This is a genomic window from Pseudorhizobium banfieldiae, from assembly GCF_000967425.1.
Lineage (GTDB): Bacteria > Pseudomonadota > Alphaproteobacteria > Rhizobiales > Rhizobiaceae > Neorhizobium > Neorhizobium banfieldiae.
In genome coordinates, this window is the sequence record NZ_FO082820.1 from 2,414,400 (window position 1) to 2,435,324 (window position 20,925).

Annotated in this window: 25 protein-coding genes; 6 read left to right on the forward strand and 19 right to left on the reverse strand. The window is 63.6% G+C overall.

Annotated elements, in window-relative coordinates; all coding sequences use genetic code 11:
• Positions 1-14 precede the first annotated feature (14 nt).
• From NT26_RS11830 to NT26_RS11885, 12 genes are all read right to left on the reverse strand, one after another.
• The gene (locus NT26_RS11830; protein WP_052642121.1) at positions 15-194 is read right to left on the reverse strand and encodes a DUF3606 domain-containing protein; all 180 of its coding nucleotides are present in this window, start codon (positions 192-194) and stop codon (positions 15-17) included.
• Between the two features lie 124 nt (positions 195-318).
• Positions 319-717: a DUF1622 domain-containing protein gene (locus NT26_RS11835; RefSeq protein ID WP_052639012.1), complete on the reverse strand. Its 399-nt coding sequence runs from the start codon at positions 715-717 to the stop codon at positions 319-321.
• 123 nt (positions 718-840) lie between these two features.
• Complete coding sequence (locus NT26_RS11840; RefSeq protein ID WP_052639013.1) at positions 841-1,635, reverse strand: thermonuclease family protein; 795 nt, start codon at positions 1,633-1,635, stop codon at positions 841-843.
• Between the two features lie 77 nt (positions 1,636-1,712).
• Positions 1,713-2,069, reverse strand: coding sequence for a hydroxyisourate hydrolase (gene uraH, locus NT26_RS11845; protein ID WP_052639014.1), 357 nt, complete (start codon positions 2,067-2,069; stop codon positions 1,713-1,715).
• Complete coding sequence (locus NT26_RS11850) at positions 2,066-2,560, reverse strand: ureidoglycolate lyase (RefSeq protein ID WP_052639015.1); 495 nt, start codon at positions 2,558-2,560, stop codon at positions 2,066-2,068. The genes uraH and NT26_RS11850 overlap by 4 nt, the downstream gene beginning before the upstream one ends.
• Positions 2,561-2,562: 2 nt before the next feature.
• Entirely contained in the window at positions 2,563-2,925 is a 363-nt protein-coding gene (locus NT26_RS11855; RefSeq protein ID WP_052639016.1) for a HepT-like ribonuclease domain-containing protein, read from the reverse strand.
• Complete coding sequence (locus tag NT26_RS11860) at positions 2,922-3,215, reverse strand: nucleotidyltransferase family protein (RefSeq protein WP_052639017.1); 294 nt, start codon at positions 3,213-3,215, stop codon at positions 2,922-2,924. Before NT26_RS11860 ends, NT26_RS11855 begins: the two co-directional genes overlap by 4 nt.
• Positions 3,216-3,282: 67 nt before the next feature.
• Positions 3,283-3,645: a HepT-like ribonuclease domain-containing protein gene (locus tag NT26_RS11865; RefSeq protein WP_052639018.1), complete on the reverse strand. Its 363-nt coding sequence runs from the start codon at positions 3,643-3,645 to the stop codon at positions 3,283-3,285.
• On the reverse strand, positions 3,642-3,932 hold the full coding sequence (locus NT26_RS11870; RefSeq protein WP_052639019.1) for a nucleotidyltransferase family protein: 291 nt from the start codon (positions 3,930-3,932) through the stop codon (positions 3,642-3,644). Before NT26_RS11870 ends, NT26_RS11865 begins: the two co-directional genes overlap by 4 nt.
• A gap of 58 nt (positions 3,933-3,990) precedes the next feature.
• Positions 3,991-4,488, reverse strand: a complete 498-nt coding sequence (gene uraD / locus NT26_RS11875) for a 2-oxo-4-hydroxy-4-carboxy-5-ureidoimidazoline decarboxylase (protein ID WP_052639020.1) — start codon at positions 4,486-4,488, stop codon at positions 3,991-3,993.
• The gene (gene puuE / locus NT26_RS11880; RefSeq protein WP_052639021.1) at positions 4,485-5,411 is read right to left on the reverse strand and encodes an allantoinase PuuE; all 927 of its coding nucleotides are present in this window, start codon (positions 5,409-5,411) and stop codon (positions 4,485-4,487) included. The genes uraD and puuE overlap by 4 nt, the downstream gene beginning before the upstream one ends.
• Positions 5,412-5,486: 75 nt before the next feature.
• Positions 5,487-6,677, reverse strand: coding sequence for an NAD(P)/FAD-dependent oxidoreductase (locus NT26_RS11885; protein ID WP_052639022.1), 1,191 nt, complete (start codon positions 6,675-6,677; stop codon positions 5,487-5,489).
• Between NT26_RS11885 and mnmC2 the strand changes: the two genes are divergently transcribed.
• Positions 6,676-7,380 carry a tRNA (5-methylaminomethyl-2-thiouridine)(34)-methyltransferase MnmC2 gene (gene mnmC2, locus NT26_RS11890; protein WP_052639023.1) on the forward strand — a complete coding sequence of 235 codons (705 nt, stop codon included), beginning with the start codon at positions 6,676-6,678 and terminating at the stop codon, positions 7,378-7,380. The two genes, NT26_RS11885 and mnmC2, sit on opposite strands and share 2 nt — an antisense overlap.
• Before the next feature lie 128 nt (positions 7,381-7,508).
• Here the strand turns inward: mnmC2 and NT26_RS11895 are convergent, their stop codons facing one another.
• Together NT26_RS11895 and NT26_RS11900 are read right to left on the reverse strand one after the other, a co-directional pair.
• Entirely contained in the window at positions 7,509-7,733 is a 225-nt protein-coding gene (locus NT26_RS11895; RefSeq protein WP_052639024.1) for a hypothetical protein, read from the reverse strand.
• Between the two features lie 16 nt (positions 7,734-7,749).
• Positions 7,750-11,394, reverse strand: coding sequence for a response regulator (locus NT26_RS11900; RefSeq protein ID WP_052642123.1), 3,645 nt, complete (start codon positions 11,392-11,394; stop codon positions 7,750-7,752).
• A gap of 305 nt (positions 11,395-11,699) precedes the next feature.
• On the opposite strand from NT26_RS11900, the gene NT26_RS11905 reads away from it, so the two are divergent.
• A complete protein-coding gene (locus tag NT26_RS11905) occupies positions 11,700-12,026 on the forward strand; it encodes a hypothetical protein (protein WP_052639025.1) in 327 nt (108 codons plus the stop codon).
• 343 nt (positions 12,027-12,369) lie between these two features.
• On the forward strand, positions 12,370-13,872 hold the full coding sequence (locus NT26_RS11910; RefSeq protein ID WP_052639026.1) for a DEAD/DEAH box helicase: 1,503 nt from the start codon (positions 12,370-12,372) through the stop codon (positions 13,870-13,872).
• A gap of 59 nt (positions 13,873-13,931) precedes the next feature.
• Here the strand turns inward: NT26_RS11910 and NT26_RS11915 are convergent, their stop codons facing one another.
• From NT26_RS11915 to NT26_RS11925, 3 genes are all read right to left on the reverse strand, one after another.
• Positions 13,932-14,675 (reverse strand): SDR family oxidoreductase, encoded by a 744-nt coding sequence (locus tag NT26_RS11915; protein ID WP_052639027.1) that lies wholly within the window; start codon positions 14,673-14,675, stop codon positions 13,932-13,934.
• 85 nt (positions 14,676-14,760) lie between these two features.
• The gene (locus tag NT26_RS11920; protein WP_052639028.1) at positions 14,761-15,633 is read right to left on the reverse strand and encodes a DMT family transporter; all 873 of its coding nucleotides are present in this window, start codon (positions 15,631-15,633) and stop codon (positions 14,761-14,763) included.
• A gap of 147 nt (positions 15,634-15,780) precedes the next feature.
• The gene (locus NT26_RS11925; protein WP_052639029.1) at positions 15,781-16,107 is read right to left on the reverse strand and encodes a hypothetical protein; all 327 of its coding nucleotides are present in this window, start codon (positions 16,105-16,107) and stop codon (positions 15,781-15,783) included.
• A 170-nt stretch (positions 16,108-16,277) separates the two neighbouring features.
• On the opposite strand from NT26_RS11925, the gene NT26_RS11930 reads away from it, so the two are divergent.
• Entirely contained in the window at positions 16,278-16,772 is a 495-nt protein-coding gene (locus NT26_RS11930) for a hypothetical protein (protein WP_052639030.1), read from the forward strand.
• Here NT26_RS11930 and NT26_RS11935 read toward each other — a convergent pair.
• Together NT26_RS11935 and NT26_RS11940 are read right to left on the reverse strand one after the other, a co-directional pair.
• Complete coding sequence (locus NT26_RS11935; protein WP_052639031.1) at positions 16,754-16,978, reverse strand: hypothetical protein; 225 nt, start codon at positions 16,976-16,978, stop codon at positions 16,754-16,756. The genes NT26_RS11930 and NT26_RS11935 overlap by 19 nt on opposite strands.
• Positions 16,979-16,982: 4 nt before the next feature.
• A complete protein-coding gene (locus NT26_RS11940; protein WP_052639032.1) occupies positions 16,983-18,203 on the reverse strand; it encodes an ROK family transcriptional regulator in 1,221 nt (406 codons plus the stop codon).
• Positions 18,204-18,407: 204 nt separating this feature from the next.
• On the opposite strand from NT26_RS11940, the gene xylF reads away from it, so the two are divergent.
• Both xylF and NT26_RS11950 read left to right on the forward strand, forming a co-directional pair.
• The gene (gene xylF / locus NT26_RS11945) at positions 18,408-19,448 is read left to right on the forward strand and encodes a D-xylose ABC transporter substrate-binding protein (protein WP_052639033.1); all 1,041 of its coding nucleotides are present in this window, start codon (positions 18,408-18,410) and stop codon (positions 19,446-19,448) included.
• A gap of 171 nt (positions 19,449-19,619) precedes the next feature.
• Positions 19,620-20,921: a sugar ABC transporter permease gene (locus NT26_RS11950; protein WP_425287732.1), complete on the forward strand. Its 1,302-nt coding sequence runs from the start codon at positions 19,620-19,622 to the stop codon at positions 20,919-20,921.
• Positions 20,922-20,925 lie beyond the last annotated feature (4 nt).

Sequence of the window (20,925 nt, forward strand, 5' to 3'; positions counted from 1 at the left end):
GAGCGAGGACTGCTTCAGCGGCCCTCTTCCAGCTTCTGCTCTACCTTGTTTCGGCTGTTGCCGACCTCATGCACGGCGTCCTTGACGTCGGCTTTCGACACGCCTTCCTTGTCGGCTTCATAGCGCAGTTCATGATCCTGGCCGGCGGCGACGCGGGCCCTGTCCTGTGCGCGACCACGGTTTGTCTGGCTCATCTCGCATTCCTCCTGAGACTGCATCGCCTCCAGAATCCATGAGGAATCGAAAGGTTCCTGAAGCAGGGGATCAGCAAGGGAAAGACCAGGCCGGCAGGGGTCGGTGGAGGTTGCCCGGAAGGTCTCAGTGCGGACGATCGACAAGCTCGGTCCGAGCGGAACTTCCCGAGGATTGACCGGATGAAGGCTTGGCTTGCTGCCAGGGCCACTTTCCTTCGATCTCCACCTCCAGCGAAAAACTCAGGAAGGTTCTGATCAGCACGATGCCTGCCAGCACGGCGAGGCTGTCGAGGGTCGGCTCGATGGCCACGGTGTTGATGATGTCCGCCGCCACCAGGAGCTCCAGGCCCAGCAGGATGGCTCTGCCAAGCGTGGCGCGCAGCTCATGATAGGCACCCTCGCGCGATCTCGCCCTAAGGAAGTTGAAGGCCGCGAAGAACATTCCGATGACGATCACCGCCACGCCTGCGACCTCGATGGCGCGGGTCGTAACATGCAGCAACTGACCAAATGCGGCATCCATGGAGAACCCCTTTCACGGCGGTTGAACAGCTACCGTACTGCGAAACTCCAGGACAGCCCCAACAGGCTTGGCTCCCGCTCCGCCTGAAGCACGCCCGCCGCGAAGCAGAGCACACGAATGTCGCTAGCACCAGCCACCGGGCGCACCGGGTTTCCGGGCCAGCCCCTCGCGCACCAGCACGTCGGAGAGCGACACACCATTGCGCATCACGGCGCGTACCTTGCGGCCCTTGCTATCGGCATCATCGGCTCCGGCAGCGACCAGTTCGAAGGGACCAGAGTCGAGAAAGGCCCGCACCCGCAGTTCCGCATCGCTTGCCTTGATCCGCTCCGCCTCGCAGCGGGGCTTGTCGATATCGGGCACCTCTATCCCCGCAAGGCGGATCTTCTCGCCATGGAACATGAAGCTGTCGCCAGCGATGACGCAGTCATCCTGCTTGGCGGTGCCGCAAAGGTAGAACTTGGTCTGGTGGCGGCCGAGAGTGACGGAAGGCCCATCGCGCTTGAGGGCAGCGGGTACCGGACGCTGCGGGGCCGGACGGCCGATCGGCGCCGGTGGGGTGATGGCTGCCGTCTGCAGCGCATCCTGGCGCTGGGGCGCACCCTGCCGCTTCTCTTCCTTCGAGGCGAGGCCGCGCGGTGGAACGGGTGCAGCCGGCCGAACAGTAGCGGGGTCCTTCGACGCCGGCTTCTGCTGCGCCTTCGAGGGCGATGGTCGGGCTGCAACCTTCTGCTCCACGCCGCCCGTCAGATTGCCTGCAAAGCGCCTCAGATCAGCAGAGTTGTCGTAAGCGGCGATCCCTCCGACGAGCGCGATCAGCGCTCCACCCCAGAGCCATGTGGACCCGCCGCGGCCGCTTGCGGTACGCTTCTTCCTGCCGCCGCTTCTGCGCTGCGGCTTCCGTCTGGAACTGGCCATCAGAACCTCTCATCGATTCCGGCGCAGTATCCTCGCCTATGGTTTCCGAAACGTTTCGATCGCCATCCGAAGATCGATCAGCTGCCGCGGTAAGTGGAATAACCGAAGGGGGAAAGCAGCAGCGGCACATGGTAGTGCGCCGTAGTATCGGCGATGCCGAAGCGGATCGGGATGACGTCGAGGAAAGCAGGCTCCGGTAGGGAGTGGCCGGTCATGCGCAGGTAATCGCCGGCATGGAACACCAACTCGTATTCACCCGCCTTGAACGTATCGTCGGCGAGGATAGGGCCGTCATCCACGCGGCCGTCGGAATTGGTGCTGACGCTCTTCACCTTCTCGCGGACATCCCCCGAGACACGATAGAGATCGATCTTCAGCCCCTTGGCTGGCACGCCGCGGGCGGTGTCGAGGACATGGGTGGTAAGGCCGGTCATGGGATTGGCTCCGAGATCAAGTAAGGCGTGTCGTAGAACAATTCTTCGAGATTGTTTTCCGGCCGGTCGCGGTCGACGACCAGGAAGTCGCTGGGCGATCCGATCACCATCAGGGGATGATGCCAGACATTGCGGCGGTAGTTGACCCCTTGGTCGCCGCGGGCGAGGAATATCTTCGGTTCGCCAGGACGGCTCCCGACATCCTCCGCCACCGCCACGAGAAAGGGCCGTCCCGACAGCGGGTGAAAGCTCTGGCTGCCGAACGGATGCCGCTCCATCATGTCGATTGCATAGGGGAACTGCCGCGGCTGGCCGCGAAACAGACTGATGATGGCGCCCGCGCCATCCGTCTCGACTGTGCCGAGGCGGTGAAAGCGCTCCGTGGTGCCGTTGTTGATGAGGCGGACCGTGGCGGGGTCGGCCTCAATGACATCACCGAAAGGGGCGAAGGCGGCTTTGGTAAGGAGTTGGATCTGGAGATGCTGTGGCATGGTCATTCGCCTTGCGGGCGCCAGTGGCGAAGGGCGTCAAGTTGGATAACCAGGTCCGGCAATGCCTTCTGTACTGTCTCAAAGACAACCGGCAGATCAAGCTCGTAGTAGTCATGCACGACGACATTGCGCATGCCCTTGATCTTGTTCCAAGGGATCTCGGGATGCTCAACTGGGAAATCAGGGTAGTGCTGCATGATCCGCGCGGCCGCATCACCGATCAAAACGAGTGTCATTCCGACAGCCATCTGGGTCCGCTCGTCTGCAGCGAAAGCGTCATACCCCATGCCGGAGAGAAAGTCGCTTGCCTTGAGCGCCGCCTCATTCATCTGCGCGATGTAGCCCGCCAAGCGATCAGCAGTCATATGGCTTTTGCTTCCGCCATGATCCGATCGCGCATCCTGTCGCGCAAAGCGCCGGGAGTGGCTACGTCCACCTTCGTTCCACCAAAAAGCTGCTCGAGTTCATGCTGCAGGCCGCCAAGATCGAGCAATGTCATACCCGGCAGTGCGTCGACGAGAATATCGAGATCGCTGCCATCCTTGTCCTCCCCCCGCGCCACGGAACCGAAGACGCGCGGGTTCGCCGCGTTAAAGCGCTTCGTCGCTTCGCGGATCGCCTCGCGATTCTTCTCCAGGACTTCGGACGGTCTCATTCTGAACCCCTCGTTGCCGGATTATAGGCGACGGGCTTCGAGGTGGGAAGGAGCTATCCGTCTGGGGCTATTCCCCCTGCGGACGCCAATGGCGAAGAGACTCGAGCTGCTCGATAAACTCAGGCATCACCTGATTGGCGGTCTGCCAGATGGTATCCACATCGAGCTGGAAATATTGGTGCGCGATACGGTTCCGCATGTTGCGGATGTCAATCCAAGCGATTTGGGGATGCTCCGCAATGAATTGCGGATACCGCTCCAAAACCTTTATGGCACATTCGCCGATGGCCATGATGTTGGCAATCACGGCATCCTGCGTTCGTTGATCCGCCAAAAACGCTTCTCGCTGCATCTCCCGTGTATAGGAGATGACCTTTTCTGCAGCTGAGAGCATTCGCCCGATATAAACGTGAAGTCGTTCATCGCTCATATGGCGACCGCTTCGCTCACGATGCGTGCTCGTTCCGCTGGCGGAAAATCGCCTGGGACCTTCACATCGACCCGGATGCCGAGCGCCTCGGAGAGATCACCTTCCAAACCGCCCAGAGTAAGTAAACTGGTGTCTTGCGACGGATCCACGAGGATATCGAGATCGCTGCCCGGCACGTCTTCCCCGCGCAGGACCGAACCGAATACGCGCGGGTTCGACAGACTGCGTCGCGCTACGATCCGACGGATCGCCTCGCGGTTCTTCTCCAGGACTTCGGACGGTCTCATGGCATCACCTCGATATGCCTCCTCAATATAGGCAGGGAAGCGAGTTGAGGAAAGCTGCTCAACCTTCCGGCAAGAGTGCCGCAAGCCGAAGGCTGGCGATGCGTTCCACCTGGGCGCACGCAGTCTCGAACTCTTCCTCGAGGCTGTTGCCGATGCGGCGCTCGAAGGCGCCGAGGATGTCGTCCTTGTCGAGCCCCTTCACGGCGATGATGAAGGGGAAGCCGAACTTCTCCGTATAGGCGGTGTTGAGTTCGGTGAAGCGCGCATGCTCCTGCGGGCTCAGGCGATCAAGGCCGGCGCCCGCCTGTTCCTGACGGCTGTCTTCGGTGAGTTCACCGGCAATGGCGAGCTTCCCCGCGAGATCCGGATGCGCCCGCAGGACAGCGAGCCGCTCTTCCTGCGAAGCCTCGCGGAAGACCGACACCATTGCCTGATGCACACCCCTTGCCGTCAGCGGTACGAAGATCAGCCCGCGGTCATAGGCGCGCTCCGCGATGAAGGGCGAATGCTCGAACACGCCGCCGAAGCGGGCGATGAAATCCTCGCGGGCGGTCATGAGGCATCTCCTGGCTTGTGATGTTCGTGCCAGTGGCGGGCGATCTCGATCCGCTGCGGAATCCAGACCTTGTCGTGGTAGAGCACGTATTCGATGAAGCGGCGAAGGGCCGCGGCGCGACCGGGGCGACCGACGAGGCGGCAGTGGAGGCCCACCGACATCATCTTCGGCGCACCCTCCTGGCCTTCCCTGTAGAGCACGTCGAAGGCATCCTTGAGGTAGGTGTAGAACTGATCGCCGGAGTTGAAGCCCTGGGGCGTTGCGAAGCGCATGTCGTTGGTTTCCAGCGTATAGGGGATGATCAGGAATGGCTTCCATTCGACCCCCGGCACCCAGTAGGGCAGATCATCGGCATAGGAGTCGGAGGAGTAGAGGAAACCGCCCTCCTCCATGACGAGCCTAAGCGTGTTGTCAGACGGTTTGCCTTGGTACATGCCGAGAGGGCGCTCGCCCGTCAGCTCCGTGTGGAGGCGGACCGCCTCGCGTATATGCTCGCGCTCCCTGTCCTCCGGAAAGTCCTTGTATTCGAGCCAGCGGTAGCCGTGGCTGGCGATTTCCCAGCCGGCTTCCTTCATCGCCGCGACCGCTTCCGGGTTGCGCGCCATGGCAAGCGTGACACCGTAGACCGTCGTCTGCACCTTGAGCTCGGTGAACATGCGCCACAGCCGCCAGAAGCCGGCGCGGGAACCGTATTCGTAGATCGATTCCATGTTGAGGTTGCGCTGGTTTGGCCAGGGTTGCGCACCGACTATTTCGGACAGCAGATTTTCCGAGGCGGGATCCCCGTCGAGAATGCAGCTTTCGCCGCCCTCCTCGTAGTTGATCACGAACTGGACGGCGACATGGGCGCCGCCCGGCCATTTCGGATCGGGAGGGTTGCGGCCATAACCGACGAGATTGCGAGGGTAGTCCTTCGACGACATCAAATCACCTTGCGAAAAAGAAGTCTGACGGTAGCCAGCCCTCCACCCTCTGTCGAGATGGCAGATTCCTGAGCCTCAGGATGGGTCCCGCGCCAGCCGCAGATGATCCGCAAACACGAAGGACGGCGGCAACGGTACCGGGTTGCCAGCCACGCCCGCGAGTGCGGCATCGGCCAACCGGTGGGCGAGCCCGAAGCTCACCTTGAAGCCGCCCGTCAGCGCAACGAGGGAGGCATGGTCCGGATGGGGGCCGACCATGGGCTCGCGGCCGATCGCCTTCGGGCGAAGCCCCGCCCAACGCTCGAGCACCGTGGCTTCCTGCAGGCCGGGTACCAGTTGGCGCGCGCGATCCAGCAGGTCGTCGAGCTTGCCGTCGGTGGTGACGGCATCGGCAAACTCCTCTTCGCTCGTACTGCCGATCGCAACCGTTCCGTCGTCATGCGGCACGACATAGAGGCCGTTGAGGAAGACCACCGGTTGGGTCGGATCGATATCGGCCCGCAGGAGTGCCGCCTGCCCCTTTACCGGACGCCCGAGCGGACGGTTCGCGGCCGGTTCGATTGCCTGCAGGAGCGGAAACGACTGGGGACCCGTCGCGACGATGCAGTGGCCGAAAGCGATACTTGTCCCGCCGGAAAGATGCACCAGCCGCGCCTTCGGATCGATCCGCTCAGCAGCGGCATTCTCTGCGACCTGTACGTGATCCGACAGCTCCAGTCGGGCCTGCAGCGCGGCTGTCAGGAGGCGTGGCGAAATGCGGCCGGACAGGGTCTCGTGCACGAGGCCGGCCTCGCAGGCCGCCGCGTCAGGCCACCCGGCATCGAGCGCGTTGTCCAGGACCTGCCAGCGAAAGCTCCGCCCAGAGGTGGTCCAGTTCTCCCGCGCCTCCTCGGCATTGCGGACGGCGATGTCCCGCAGGTGGGGCTTCGGCAGCGGGATCAGGCGGCCGGAGCGGCGATAGCCGGTCGAAAGACCCGTCTCCGATTCCAGCCGCGCGACCTCTTCCTCCAGCGAGACGAGCGCTTCGAGCTGGAACTGCTTCTTGTCGTTCCAGCGATCCGGCGTATGCGGCATCAGCGCACCGAGGAGCCCGCCGCTCGCCCCGCCCCCAGTTCGACCTGCATCAAGGAGAAGCGTAGGGATGCCGAGCCGATCCGCTTTCACAGCTGCCCACAGTCCCATGACTCCTCCTCCGAGGATGACGAGGTCGGCAGAAGCGGGAAGCGATTGACCGGCCCCACCGGCGGGACTATCGGCATTGGCCATGAGCGACGACATTTCCGAAAATGGTGACAAGGGCCTTCAGTGGCACGAGGGCGATATGCCCTTTTCCACCCAGTTTGGCGACCACTTTTATTGCCGCAGCGACGGTCGGCTCGAATGCGGCCACGTCTTTCTCGCCGGCAACGGATTGCCGGATCGATGGCAGGCCGGCGGCGATTTCCGAATCGGCGAACTCGGCTTCGGCACGGGGCTGAACTTCTGCGAGACGTGGCGGCAGTGGAAGCTTCAGCGATGCCCGGGCTCCACCCTCCACTTCGTTTCGTTCGAACTCTACCCGATGCAGGCACAGGAGTTGGACCGGGCACTGTCGCACTGGCCGGAGATCAATGCCGAGCGGCAGGCGCTGACGGCGGCATGGCCCGCGGCGCCGCAGGGACGGTTGGAGATCGCCGCCGATGCCCAGACGCGCCTGACGGTCGTCGTGGATCCCGCGCTGGAGGGCGTCATGGCTGCGCCAGCGCAGTTCGACTCCTGGTTCCTCGACGGCTTCGCGCCGTCGCGCAATCCTGACATGTGGTCGCCGGAACTGATGCAGGCGGTCTACGACCGCACCGTCGAAGGCGGAAGCTTCGCCACCTATGCCGCGGCAGGCTTCGTCCGCCGCAACCTGCAGGCAGCGGGCTTCACGGTTGAGCGACGGTCGGGCTTTGCAGGGAAGCGCGAAATGCTGTGCGGACGGAAGTAGGAAGGCGCAGTTCTACTCGCCGGGATGAATGCCCTGACGATTGCCGGGAGCGGTGAAGTAATAAACGCCGACACCGACTGCCAGGGCAATCAGCGGCATGCCAAAGAAAGCGTAGGCAGTGAACCAGCTCACATGAGCCTCCCGAGAACTTTTCGCCCAAGCAAATGTAGTGCAATTCCGGAGGAAAGCCAAACGCCGCTGGCCGCAACCAGCAGCAACGGGCTAACCCCGATCCCCATGCTGAGCTGAAACAGCACCGCGATTGAGGGCGCGACCACACCGGTTATGATCACGCCGGATGCCATGGCATTCAACCAGTTCGCGGTAAGCTTCGTACGCTCGTTGTGGATCATCCGGTGCCGCCACCCGTCATCCGGAAGAAGCCGAGGTGGATGTCTCCCCCAGCCAGGCCTTGATCTTCTGCTCCAGCAGTTCCGGGCTGATCGGCTTCGACATGTAGTCATCCATGCCGGCAGCAAGGCAGAGTTCCTTGTCGCTTTCAAGCGCGTGGGCCGTCACGCCGATGATCGGCACGTGGCCACCAGCCTGCTTCTCCAGCTCGCGGATCTTCTGCGTCGCCTGGTGACCGTTCATGACCGGCATGGAAACGTCCATGAGGATGAGTGCCGGATCCTTTTCCTGCCACGCCTCGACGGCCTTGGCGCCGTTCTCGACAATCTCGAACCGCCAGCCGGTTCCCTGCAGGATCTGCGTGAAGACGATCTGGTTGACCTCGTTGTCTTCGGCCACGAGCACGTCGAGCGCGGGCAGCGAGCGGACGACGGGCGTGGACGCCGCGCCTTCGACAGGCAGGACCAGCTGCGGTGCGGCAACTGCCTGCGCGGCAGCCGTAACGGGCGCGGTGCGGCGCTTCATCCGTACGGAGCGCACGACGTCGATGATGGTAGCCCGCAGGAGGTTGGCACGCGCCGGCTTCATGAGGTGCGCCTGGATGTTCAGTTCCGCGAAGAGGTTTTCGTCGCCGGCCATGTCCATGGAGGTGAGGAAGATGATCCCCAGGTCGTCCAACCTGCGGTCGGCGCGGATATGGCGGGCGGCATCCAGGCCGTTCATCTCCGGCATGTGGTAGTCGAGCACGACGGCATCGATCACGAGCCCGAGGCGTGACGCCTCGTTCATGAAGGCAAGTCCCTCGGCACCGCCATCGGCGGCCACGGTATCAAAGCCCCACATGGTCAGCTGTTCCGTCAGGATGCGACGGTTGACGGCGTTGTCGTCGATCACCAGCACCCGTGCGCCGGCGGTGTTGATCGGCAGAACCGTGTTGGTACCGCGCTCGCTGACGACGGGGAACGGCAGGTGTACCGTGAAGACCGATCCCCTGCCGACCTCGCTCGTCACCTCGATATGGCCGCCGAAGAGTTCGACAAGGCCGGCGGTAATGGCAAGGCCGAGCCCCGTTCCCTCGTGCCGGCGGGTCGAGGAGGTATCGACCTGCGAGAACTTCTCGAAGACCGACTTCAGCTTCTCGTCGGGAATGCCGAGCCCGGTATCCTCGATCCGCACGGTCAGCATCATGTCGGTATCGCTGACGGCTTCCGAGTGGAGGTCGATGAAGACGTGCCCCTTCTCGGTGAACTTTACCGCATTGCCGACGAGGTTGGTGATGATCTGGCGGAAGCGACCGGCATCGCCGAGCACCGTCTCCTTCACGGAGGCATCGCCACGGACGATGAGCTCGATGTCCTTTTCCGCGGCGGAAGACGACAGGAGCGTCGCCACATCCTCGATCGCCTCGACCGGATCGAAGGGCGCCTTGCGGAGCTTCATCTGGCCGGCGTCGATCTTGGAGAAGTCGAGGATGTCGTTGATGATCGTCAAGAGCGCATTGCCGGACTTGACGATGATGTCGATGAAGGTCTTCTGGCGTGTGTCGAGGTCGGATTTCGCCAGCAGTTCGGCCATGCCGAGCACGCCGTTCATCGGCGTGCGGATCTCGTGGCTCATATTGGCAAGGAATTCCGATTTGGCGCGATCGGCGGCTTCGGCGCGTTCGACCAGGCGGGTCAGTTCTGCCTCGCGTTCCTTCACGTCGGTGACATCGGTGAAGACGGCCAGCCAATGGTCGTCGCCACTGAGATTGGCCTCGACATTGATCCACTTGCGGCCCTCGATCCGGAAGGTTGCCTCCACGGAATTGCCCTGGCTGACATTCTCCTCCCAGAGCCGCAGGATCTCCATCGCCTCGTCGGTAGGACCCAGATCGCCGCGCTTGACGCAATAGCGGAAGACATCGCGCCAGAGCGACCCCGGCGCGCCAAGGCTTTCCGGGATTTCCAGCATCGCCGGCAGTGACTTGTTGGAGAACATGATCACGCCGTCATGCAGGATGAGCAGGCCCTGCGACATCGCCCCCGTGGCCTCGCGCATGAGCGCGCCCTGCCGGTCGAGCGCCTGCTGAGCCGCGCGCACCTCCTCGTCGCGTTTGCGGATGGCGGTGATGTCCGTATAGCTGAGCAGCAGCTTGTCGCCGGACAGTTTCGTGCCGGAAATCAGGATTATGCGGCCCTGGGCGCTACGGACCTCGATCGGCGGCCGCTCGCCATCCTTCGTCAGGTTGGCGATGCGCTGCTCGTAGATTTCCTCGAAGCTCTTGTCGGTATCCCCGTAGATGCCGTGGTCGTAATTGACCTTCAGGAAATCCCGGTAGGAACGGCCCACGAGATCGAACTGCTCGCCGGCATCCCAGAAGCCGTAGAAGGCGGGATTGGCGGATTCGAAGACGAAGTCCTTGTCGAGGATGCCGATGCCGACGGGAATGCCGTGCAGGATCGTCTGCATGTCCTCCCGAAGCTTCTCGGCGTGCTCCTTGGCTTCCTTGTAGGGCGTTATGTCTGTAATCGAACCGACCAGGTGCGGATGGCCGTCGGCATCCACGACCCGCATCTGCCGCGTGATGACCGGAATGACGCGCCCGTCGGGAAAGGCCTTGTCTTCCGCCTTCTCGGCGACCTCGCCATCGGCCAGAATCCTGTCGTTCTCGCTCTGGCTGCGTTCGGCTTTCCAGGGGAACATTTCCGCGTCGGTCTTGCCGAGAATGTTCTCACGCTTGTCGCCGAACATCCGCTCATAGGCCGCGTTGACGAATTCGAGCCGCTGCTCGCTGTCGCGCATGAAGACCGCTACGGGCAGGTCTTCGAGAACGGCCCGCAGGATTTCCGTTTCGCCAATGTTCTTGCGCAGGAGGTGCTCCTGCTCCTTGAAATCGCTGACATCCGACCGGAGTGTGATGACGAGGCCGTTGTCGAGGCGCTTGTTGACGCTCTTCAGCCAGCGGCCGTCGGCAAGCTGTTCGATGCTTTCCGAATAGGGAGAACGGAATGTCGCAACCCTGTCGCGCACCCATGCGGTCCGCTCCGGGGGCTCGCGTCCGGCAAGGCGGGGGCTGTTGCGAACGCTCTTGTCGTAGACCTGCTCGCAGATCTGCGTGAACGTCACGCCGATCTGGAGACGCACGTCGAACGAATCGAAGAAGTCGATCAGCTGGGCGTTGTAGTAGACCAGAGTGTCCGTCTCGTCGTAGATGCCGATCCCCACATCGAGAAGGTCCAGCGCATCCTCCAGCTGCAGGTCCTGCTCATCCCCGCCTTGGCTCATCGTCTTTCCTCCCCCAGATTTCGGTTCAGGCATCGGCACCCTGCCCGGCTCCCCCGCCGGCAGGAAGGTCCCGAAGAGATAGGTCCGGTCGTCTTCCGTCACGAAACGCTCGATCATGATCTCGTGGCGCAGCGCTCCTGACGCATCGAAACAGTGAACGATCTCTTCGGTGCCGAAGATGAGCGCCCGGCACTCCCGCTCCTTGCGATCCGGCTGAGAGAGACCCGCCATGTCATCATGGGTGGACTGTCCGACGAAATCATCGGGAATCATCGCGGACAGCGCCGCATAGGCGCTGTTGACGGCAACATAATTGAGCGTGCTGTCCTTGATGAACGCCGGTTCGCGCAGATCCTCGATCCGCGCGCAGGCCGTCATCAGGAGTTTGCCATGCATCTCCACCGTCTTCCGCTCCAACCGCATCCGGCCGGCGCCGCAGCGATCTCTCTATCCTCCGATTCGGCAATCTCATCACGGTTAGGGTTAACAACCTCTTCCCGCGCCGGCTGGCGGGGCAATTTTCGTTGCTTTTTGTCAACTCCAGCGCCTTCACGACCGCCACCGATGCCCGAGGGCCAATTCGGAGCGAACGGTAGATGTTCCTGAACCAGCCGTTCAGCCTGCGTTCATTAGAATTCCATCAAACTGCCACCATCATAGTTGAGGCTCCTGACGTGCCCGGAAAGGGAGAGGAACGAGAAATGTCGATACTGAAGAAAAGTGCTTCTGCGGGTCTGGTCGCGCTGACATTGGCCGGCGCAATGATTTCGACCGCGCCTGCGGCCCAGGCCGGCGGGCGCCACAATGACGACGTCTGGGTTGGTGTCGCGGCAGGCCTGGCCGGCGGGATCATCGGCGGCGCCATCGCATCCCAGCCGCGCCGCGTCTACGTCGAGCCGGAATACGAATACGCGCCCCCTCCGCGGCCCGTCTACCGCCGCACCTATTATCGCGCGGCACCACGCTGCCACTACGAATGGGTGGAGAATGAATGGGGCGAAGCCTATCGCGCCCGCGTCTGCTACTGATCCATTCATCAGCAGTTCGAAAGGCCCGCGTCCGGTACTCCGGTGCGGGCCCTTCTTTTTGCGGTTGCGAAATCGCAGCTTGACTTTCGACCACTCATCCACCAAATGAGGCTCAGCTTTCACCTTCCGGCCGCCGCGTGAGCTGGCCCTGCGACACAGGTTCGCGAAGAAGGAACAAGGCGCACAGACAGATCGCCCTCGCTCCCGAGGGTTTACGCGCTGGGAAGCAATTTCCAACACACAAGTTCCCACTTCACGCGGGGTTCTTGACGCCAAGGGCAAACCGGACGGCATGGTGCCGTAGCCGGTCGTGCGCTTTTGGCGCCCCGAAAAGGTATTCGACTTGACGAATTTCCATGAGCTTGGCCTCGCCAAGCAGCTCGTAGCCAACCTTTCCACCCTGGGCTACGACACTCCGACGCCGATCCAGGCTGAGGCTATCCCGCATCTTCTCCAGGGCCGCGACCTCATTGGTCTCGCCCAGACCGGCACCGGCAAGACGGCCGCCTTCGGCCTGCCGCTCATCGAGATGCTGTCGAAGGACCCCAAGCGTCCCGACAACCGCACGACGCGTACTCTGATCCTCGCACCGACTCGCGAACTGGTGAACCAGATCGCCGTCAACCTGAAGGCTTATGTCCGTGGCATGCCGCTGAAGGTCAATTCGGTGGTCGGCGGCGCATCCATCAACAAGCAGCAGCAGATGCTGGAAAAGGGCACCGACATCCTCGTCGCAACGCCCGGGCGCCTGCTGGACCTCATTGCCCGCAAGGCGATCGGCCTGACCACCGTCCGCTATCTCGTCCTCGACGAGGCCGACCAGATGCTCGACCTCGGCTTCATCCACGACCTTCGCAAGATCTCCAAGATGGTGCCGAAGAAGCGCCAGACCCTGCTTTTCTCGGCGACCATGCCGAAGGCGATTGCCGAACTGGCTGGCGACTACCTGACGGATCCGATCCAGGTGTCGGTGACGCCTCCGGGCAAGGCTGCCGACAAGGTCGAGCAGTACGTGCACTTCGTCGGCGGCAAGAACGACAAGACCGAGCTCCTGAAGAAGACGCTGACCGCCAATGCCGGTGGCCGGGCGATCGTCTTCATGCGCACCAAGCATACAGCCGAGAAGCTGATGAAGCATCTCGACCAGGTGGGCTATTCGGTTGCCTCCATCCACGGCAACAAGAGCCAGGGCCAGCGCGAGCGGGCACTGAAGGGTTTCCGTGACGGGGAGATCCAGACGCTGATCGCGACCGACGTCGCTGCCCGCGGCATCGACATCCCCGATGTCACCCACGTCTTCAACTACGACCTGCCGGAAGTCCCGGATGCCTATATCCACCGGATTGGTCGTACAGCACGCGCCGGTCGCGACGGCATCGCGATCGCCTTCTGCACGTCAGAAGAAACCGGGCTGCTGCGCGACATCGAGAAGCTGATGGGGATCGAGATCGCCACGGCCTCCGGCGAGCGCCCGGAGGGGCTCAATCGCCCGGCACGCGGCAACAACAACAGCCGCGGCGGTAATCGCGGTCGCGGCAACGGCCAGCCGGCCGGTGGTGAAGGACGCCCGCAGCAGCGCAAGCGTCCGGCCCGCAAGCCGTTCTTCCAGTCGGAAGGCGGCGAAGGGCGCGGTGATGGCCAGGAGCGGGGCGCCCAGCCTCAGGCCAACCGCCCGGCCCGCAAGGACCACCGCAAGGGCAACGCTTCGGCAGCTCACGGTGCCCACGAGAGCGGCAACCAGCGCAGCCGCAACGGCCATGGCCGCCCGGCCCAGAAGGCCAGCGGCAACCCCGGTCCGGTTCGCTTCGGCGGCGGCAACGAAGGCCGCAGCCGCCGTCCGGCCTGAGTGGTCCGCTCGGCCAGATGATACGAAAGAGGCCGCCATCGCGGCCTCTTTCTGTTTCGCTACTTGACCGCTGCATTGCCTCCATCGGCAAACAGTGCCGTGCCGGCAACAAAGCTCGCCATCGGTCCGGCAAGGAAGAGCGCCGCCCGCGCGATCTCCTCCGGCTGGGCGATTCGCTTCAGCGCGTGCAGGCCGGCCGCCCATTCCTTCTGTGCCGCATCGCCAGCGGCTGGCGTATCCACGCCTCCCGGCAGGAGCGCATTGGCGCGAATGCCGCGGGAGCCGTAATCGGCCGTGATCGCCTTCACCAATCCCATCAGGCCGGCCTTGGCCGACGCATAGGCCCCCATGTTGGGAATGCCCACGCTTGTTCCGACGAAGGTGGAGGTGAAGATAATCGACCCGCCCCCCCGTTCGAGCATGGCGGGTATCTGCCGTCTTGCGCCGAGGAAGGCGCCGGTGAGGTTGACGGCGAGAGCCTCTCCCCATTCCTCCGGCATCACGTCGGCAAGCGGCTTATACGGTCCGACCGAGCCGGCGTTGTTGAACGCGATGTCGAGGCCGCCGAACATGTCACGCGCCGCCTCGATCATTCTTCGATGCGTCTCGTCCTCGCCCACGTCGCCAGCAACGGCATGGGCACGCCCGCCGGCAGCCGTGATCTCCTCGACCACCGCCTGGAGGTTCTCCTGCCGGCGGGCGTTGAGGACGAGCGCCGCGCCCTCGGCCGCGAACAGCCTTGCGGCGGCAAGCCCTATTCCGCTGGACGCGCCGGTGATGATGGCAACCTTGTTCTCAAGCATCTGGGTCTCCTTCACTGCTGAGACCCATTGCCTAGCCAGTGCCGGCTTTTGCCGACACCCGTTCCCTGACCCGAGAACAGTGCCGCTATGTCTTGCGGTTCACCATGTAGACGCCGGCGACGACGATGACCGTGCCGACGATCATCGGCAGCGTCATCGGCTCGCCGAACAGGAAGAAGGCCTCGATCGCCACCACCGGCGGCATCAGGTAGATGAGCGAAGCGGCACGCGATACCTGGCCGCGACGGATCAGGTAGAGCAGCAGACCAACGGCGCCCATGGAAATGCCGAAGACCGACCAGGCCATGGCGAAGATCGCCTCCCCCGTCCAGTCGAAGCGCAGGTCCTCGAACGCAAGGGCCAGTGGCAGCGTCACCAGAAAGGCGCCGACGAACTGCAAGACGGCGATCGTCAGGAGGTCCCCCTCCTGCAGGTGGCGCTTCTGGTAGAGCGTGCCATAGGTGACCGAAAACATCGCGAGAAGGTTGACCATCACGGGGAAGCCCAGTCCTGCCAGTCCCTTCTCGAACGTGTCGAGAAGTTGCGGCGAGATGGCTATCAGGATGCCGACGAAGCCGACGACGATGCCGATCTTCTGGCGGGGGCGAAGCCGTTCGCTGATCAGCAGCGGCGCCATGGCAGCCGTCAGCAGCGGCTGCAGCCCGGCGATGATCCCGGAGAGCCCCGCCGGCACCCCCTGCCCGATCGCCCACCAGACGCCGGCCAGATAGAGGCCATGCAGGAACACGCCGGAGAGCATCGCATAGCCAGCCACCCTGCGGCTTGAAGGCCAGGTCGCGCCGACGGCGAGGCAGAGGCCGGTAAACGCGATCGCCGCCAGCGCATGGCGGGCCGCCATGAAGGTCAGCGGATCGGCATGCGCGACCGCGAACTTGGCGACCAGCCAGCCGGTGGACCAGAGAAGGACGAAGAGGGCCGGAGCCAGGCGGTCGAGCATGAAGGAGTTCCGGCAGACGGCAAGGAGGGAACGGCCTTCCTAGTCGCCGACCGGCGGCACGTCAAAGCAGAAATGCTGACAGTGAGGATCAGCCCGGTTGAGCAGGAAGAACCGGAGGGCGCGGAGCAGCACCGGAGGTACCGGCCCTCAGGCGACCTTTGCCTGCAGCGAGAGCACGCGGCGGAAGCTGACGTCGAGCGTGTTGTAGGCGGCCTGCATCATGTCGAGATCCTGCAGATGGCTGACGGCGGCAATCGCCTTCATCAGTTCGCCCACACAATCGGCCACATCGCCGGGATCGGTCTCAAAGGCTTCGCGAACGAGCTCGTGGCCGACGCTCGGCGAGCCACCGATGCTGCGATAGAGGAGAAGCGACGCCTTCAGCATCTGGAAGCGAAAATCGGCGGCCTTGTTGTCGAGCGAGGGATGCTGAAGCTGCAGAAGTTGGACAGCCCGATTCTGTATTTCACTCATAATGCCCCCGTACTCAAAGACAGACCCAGACGCGCGAACAGTAGAAGCGAACCAGTATACAGGCCGTTAAAGAAACACGTTCGGGAGTTGCCATCCGCCGTGACGAGCGCCCGCCCGCAAGCCCGGCGCCAACTCCGTGTGATCCTGTCTCCCCGAAATGGGGAAACGGCATGCTGGTCGGGCAATCGCTGTTCCAGTCGGTACTGACCCGGCTGGACGAGGAAGGCAAACAGGATGAGGACGGGACGGACCAGCCCACCTTTCGGCAGGCTGGGCTGAAGACGGCTTTCGTCGCCGCCACGACGGAGGCGGATACCGATTCGGAGGCGACGGGCCACGCCGCCCGCGACGCCTATCTCGACCTGCTGGAGGACATCCCGGAACCCGAAACGGAGCCGATGGGTGAACAGGTGACGGAGCAGCCGCCCGAAGAACCGACACCACCGCACCTGCTCCGCCTTGCCGAAGCAGAGATTGCCGAGGAACTGGCCGTCAGCCAAACCGACACGGCCGAGACGCTGGCGGAAAAGCGGAGACGGTTTGCCAAGGACAATCATCCGGACCGGGTGCCGGAGGCGCTGCGGGACAATGCGACGCTGAGGATGAAGACCGCGAACCTCTTGATCGATCGCGCCATCAAGGACCTCTACTGGCGCTCCTCCTGAGCAGACTTCTGGGCCGCATCTGCTGATGGCCTGCGGTTGAATTCGTAGAAGAGCTTGTAGGCGGAATAGATCCCGAGCCCGCCGACGATCATTCCCCAGACCGGCGCCCCGCTCCAGAATTCCAGGCCGGCCCAGCCGACACAGACGCCGACGATCAGCAGCCGGGCCCAGAGGGGCTTGTAGAAGGGATGGTCGAGGTCGATCATGTCGTCATTCTCCGGCCGCCTGGATTGGTGCGCGCATGGAGAGGATATCCTGATCTATGCGCTGAAACGCAAGCCCCAGATGCCCCTCGAAGACCAGTGCCGGCTCATCGGGCACGACGTCGAGCTGCGGCATGCCGGACAGGCGCACCACATGCGTCTGCGCCAGCCCTTCCTCGACGCCCGCCCGCATCAGGTCGTAATAGCGCATTCCCGGGCCGGTGATACGGACCGGCATGTGGCCGTGCAGGCTGAGGAGGCGCGACAGGCCGTTCCCGAGCGCAATACCTGCTTGCCGGAAAGCGAAACCGGCCATGCGATGCCCCTGTCGGGCCTGCTGGGCAATCTTGTCCACCTCCGGCAGCGGAACGAACTTCGCCGGCACGGTGTCCACCGGCACCTCGAACGCCGTCCGCAGCACGGCATAGAACCCCGCATAGGCCTCGATACAGCCGCGCGCCCCGCAGCGACAGAGCGCACCGCCCGGAATATGCAGCATATGACCGAAATTCGGCGCCGAGATTTCGGTCTCCCCGTCGCGGGTGATGCGTGCGATGCCGAGGCCGATACTGTGGCCGAGCGAAAGCGCCGCCAGCGACGCAGGCGCCTCGCCCTCCCGGGCAAGACGCTGCTGCAGCGCCTTTGCAACCAGCAGGGTTTCGTTGTTGAGGATAACCTTGCCGCCCCACCCGGCGCCAAGAGCCAGCCGGAAATCGACGGCATCGGCACCGAGCACGGGCGACCAGACGAGCACCGGCGCGTCGGCGCTGACGAGACCCTTGCTGCTGATCGACACGAGGAGCACCTGCTCGCGGCCGATAGACGAACGCTCCACCGCACGCTCCAGCCCGGCCGTGATGGCCGCAATGAATTCAGGGGCCGCCCCGCGCCTTGCCTCGGCAAACCGATCAAGCAGGGTGCCGGCATAGTCGACGAGCGAATACTGGATCGAATCGGAGGAGACGATGACGGTGATGACGTAGCCGCAACCGCGCCTCTGGCTGAAGAGCACCCGCGGGCGCCCGCGCCCCGTCGCCGCCTGCTGCTCGCTCTTCTCGATGATCGCGCTGCGCTCGAGTTCGGCCGTGATAGCGGAGACGGTGGCCGAGGAAAGGCGGGTCGCTTCGGCAAGCTGCGTGTGGGAGAGCCTGCCGCTGCGCCGCAGAGCGGAAAGGACCAGCGCACTGTTCTGGTGCCGGACCAGTTCGGTACTCGACTTGCCCAGCATCTACGCCTGCGTCTCCTTCGGGTTCATCCTCCGATAGTCGAAGAGGCGACTTCACTCAATCCACCTCATTGACTCCCCGGAAAATCTCTGACAGTTAATTTCTCGACTGTCGAGAAAAAAGCGATCCTGCTTTGACTGGCAGCTAATCTGGCGGGGGGAGAGCACGGAAGGCTTTGGCCATCCGCCGTCATTCGGGAGGACATCATGAAGTCAATCGTCAAGCTGATGGCTGGTGCAGCCATCGTCGTCACCATGCAGACCGCCGCTCTGGCGCAGGAACTCGTCGTCGGCGTTTCCTGGTCGAACTTCCAGGAAGAACGCTGGAAGACCGATGAAGCCGCGATCAAGGCCGCCCTCGATGCAGCCGGCGCGAAGTACATCTCCGCCGACGCCCAGTCGTCCGCCGCAAAGCAGCTCACCGACGTCGAGTCGCTGATCTCGCAGGGCGCGAACGCACTGATCGTCCTGGCGCAGGACAGCGACGCGATCGGCCCGGCCATCGAGAAGGCGACTGCGGAAGGTATTCCGGTCGTCGGTTATGACCGCCTGATCGAGAACCCGGAAGCCTTCTACATCACCTTCGACAACAAGGAAGTCGGCCGCATGCAGGCCCAGGAGGTCTTCAAGGTGGCACCCGAAGGCAACTACGTCTTCATCAAGGGCTCCTCCTCCGATCCGAATGCGGACTTCCTGTTCTCCGGCCAGATGGAAGTGCTGAAGGAAGCAATCGACTCCGGCAAGATCAAGAATGTCGGCGAAGCCTATACGGATGGCTGGAAGCCGGAGAACGCCCAGAAGAACATGGAGCAGTTCCTGACGGCCAACAACAACGACGTCGACGCGGTCGTTGCCTCCAACGACGGAACGGCAGGCGGTGCGATTGCCGCTCTCGACGCACAGGGCATGGCAGGCTCCGTTCCGGTGTCCGGCCAGGATGCCGACAAGGCGGCTCTGAACCGCGTCGCCAAGGGCACGCAGACCGTCTCGGTCTGGAAGGACAGCCGTGAACTCGGCAAGAATGCAGCCGAGATCGCGCTCGCCCTTGCCGGCGGCAAGACCATGGACGAGATCGAAGGTGTCGAAACCTTCACCGGCGGACCGAAGGGCGCCGAGATGAAGTCCGTCTTCCTCGACCCGCTGCCGATCACCAAGGACAACCTGAACGTGGTCATCGACGCGGGCTGGATCAGCAAGGAAGAGGCCTGCCAGGGTGTCAAGGCCGGCTCGGTCGCCGCCTGCGACTAAACCGGTTGGCAGTTCGGGTCCCGACGCTGTTCTGCAGCGTCGGGACCCTTTCATGGGCGGCGTCGCAGGTCCTGCGGCCGCTTGCCTGAGACGGCGCGCCCCTTGCTCCACCATGCAGGTCGAGTGCGGGCTGCGCCCCCGAGAGATGGGACGGCGGGAATGGCCGACACAATGCAAACGACGACAACCAGCGGTCCGCGCCAGGCGGATGCGAACCCGGTAACGCGCTTCTTCCGCGCCACAGAGATCGACACGCGCCTGCTCGGCATGATCGGCGCCCTGCTGATCATCTGGATCGGCTTCCACGTCATGACCGACGGACTTTTCCTGACGCCACGCAACCTGTGGAACCTGACGGTCCAGACCTCCTCCGTCGCCGTCATGGCGACCGGCATGGTGCTGGTGATCGTCACGCGCAATATCGACCTTTCGGTCGGCTCGATTCTTGGCTTTACCGGCATGATCATGGGCGTCATGCAGGCGCAGATTCTGCCGGACATGCTGGGCTTCGGTCATCCTGCCATCTGGGCGCTGGCGCTCCTCTCAGGGCTTTTGGTCGGCGCGATGGTCGGCACGCTTCATGGACTGATCATCGCATTCCTCGGAGTTCCCTCCTTCATCGTCACACTCGGCGGGCTTCTTGTCTGGCGCGGGGCGACATGGTTCGTGACGAGCGGCCAGACGGTCGCGCCGATGGACCCGACCTTCCGCCTGATGGGTGGCGGCACGACCGGCTCGATCGGCGCCACCTGGAGCTGGATCGTGGGAATCCTCGCCTGTCTGGCGATTGCCGCCGCGATCATCAATGCACGTCGCCAGCGCAAGCGCTTCGCCTTTCCCCGCAAGCCAATCTGGGCCGAGTACGTCATCGGCGCCATCGGCTGCCTGATCGTCCTCGGCGCAGTCATGGTCGCCAACAGCTACTACTGGCCCGTCGCCATTGCCCGCCGCTATGCTGATGCCAGCGGCATCGACTGGCCCGAGGGCGGCCTCCTGATCTCGCACGGGATTGCAATTCCCGTGTTGATCGCGATCGGCGTCGGCATCGTCATGACCTTCATCGCCACCCGCCTGCGGTTCGGCCGCTACGTCTTTGCCATCGGCGGCAATCCGGAGGCGGCGGAGCTGGCCGGCATCAAGACCCGCTGGGTGACCGTCCGCATCTTCGCGCTGATGGGCGTGCTCTGCGCCATCGCTGCCGCCATCTCCACGGCCCGCCTGAACGCTGCGACGAATGCGCAAGGCGAACTCGACGAACTCTACACGATCGCGGCCGCCGTGATCGGCGGAACCTCGCTCTCGGGCGGCATGGGCACGATCGCCGGCGCCATGCTCGGTGCGCTGGTGATGCAGTCCCTTCAGTCCGGCATGGTGTTGCTCGGCATCGACACGCCGCTGCAGCGCATCGTCGTCGGTGCGGTTCTGGTGCTCGCCGTCTGGCTCGACACCGTCTACCGCGCCCGCGCCAAGTAACAGG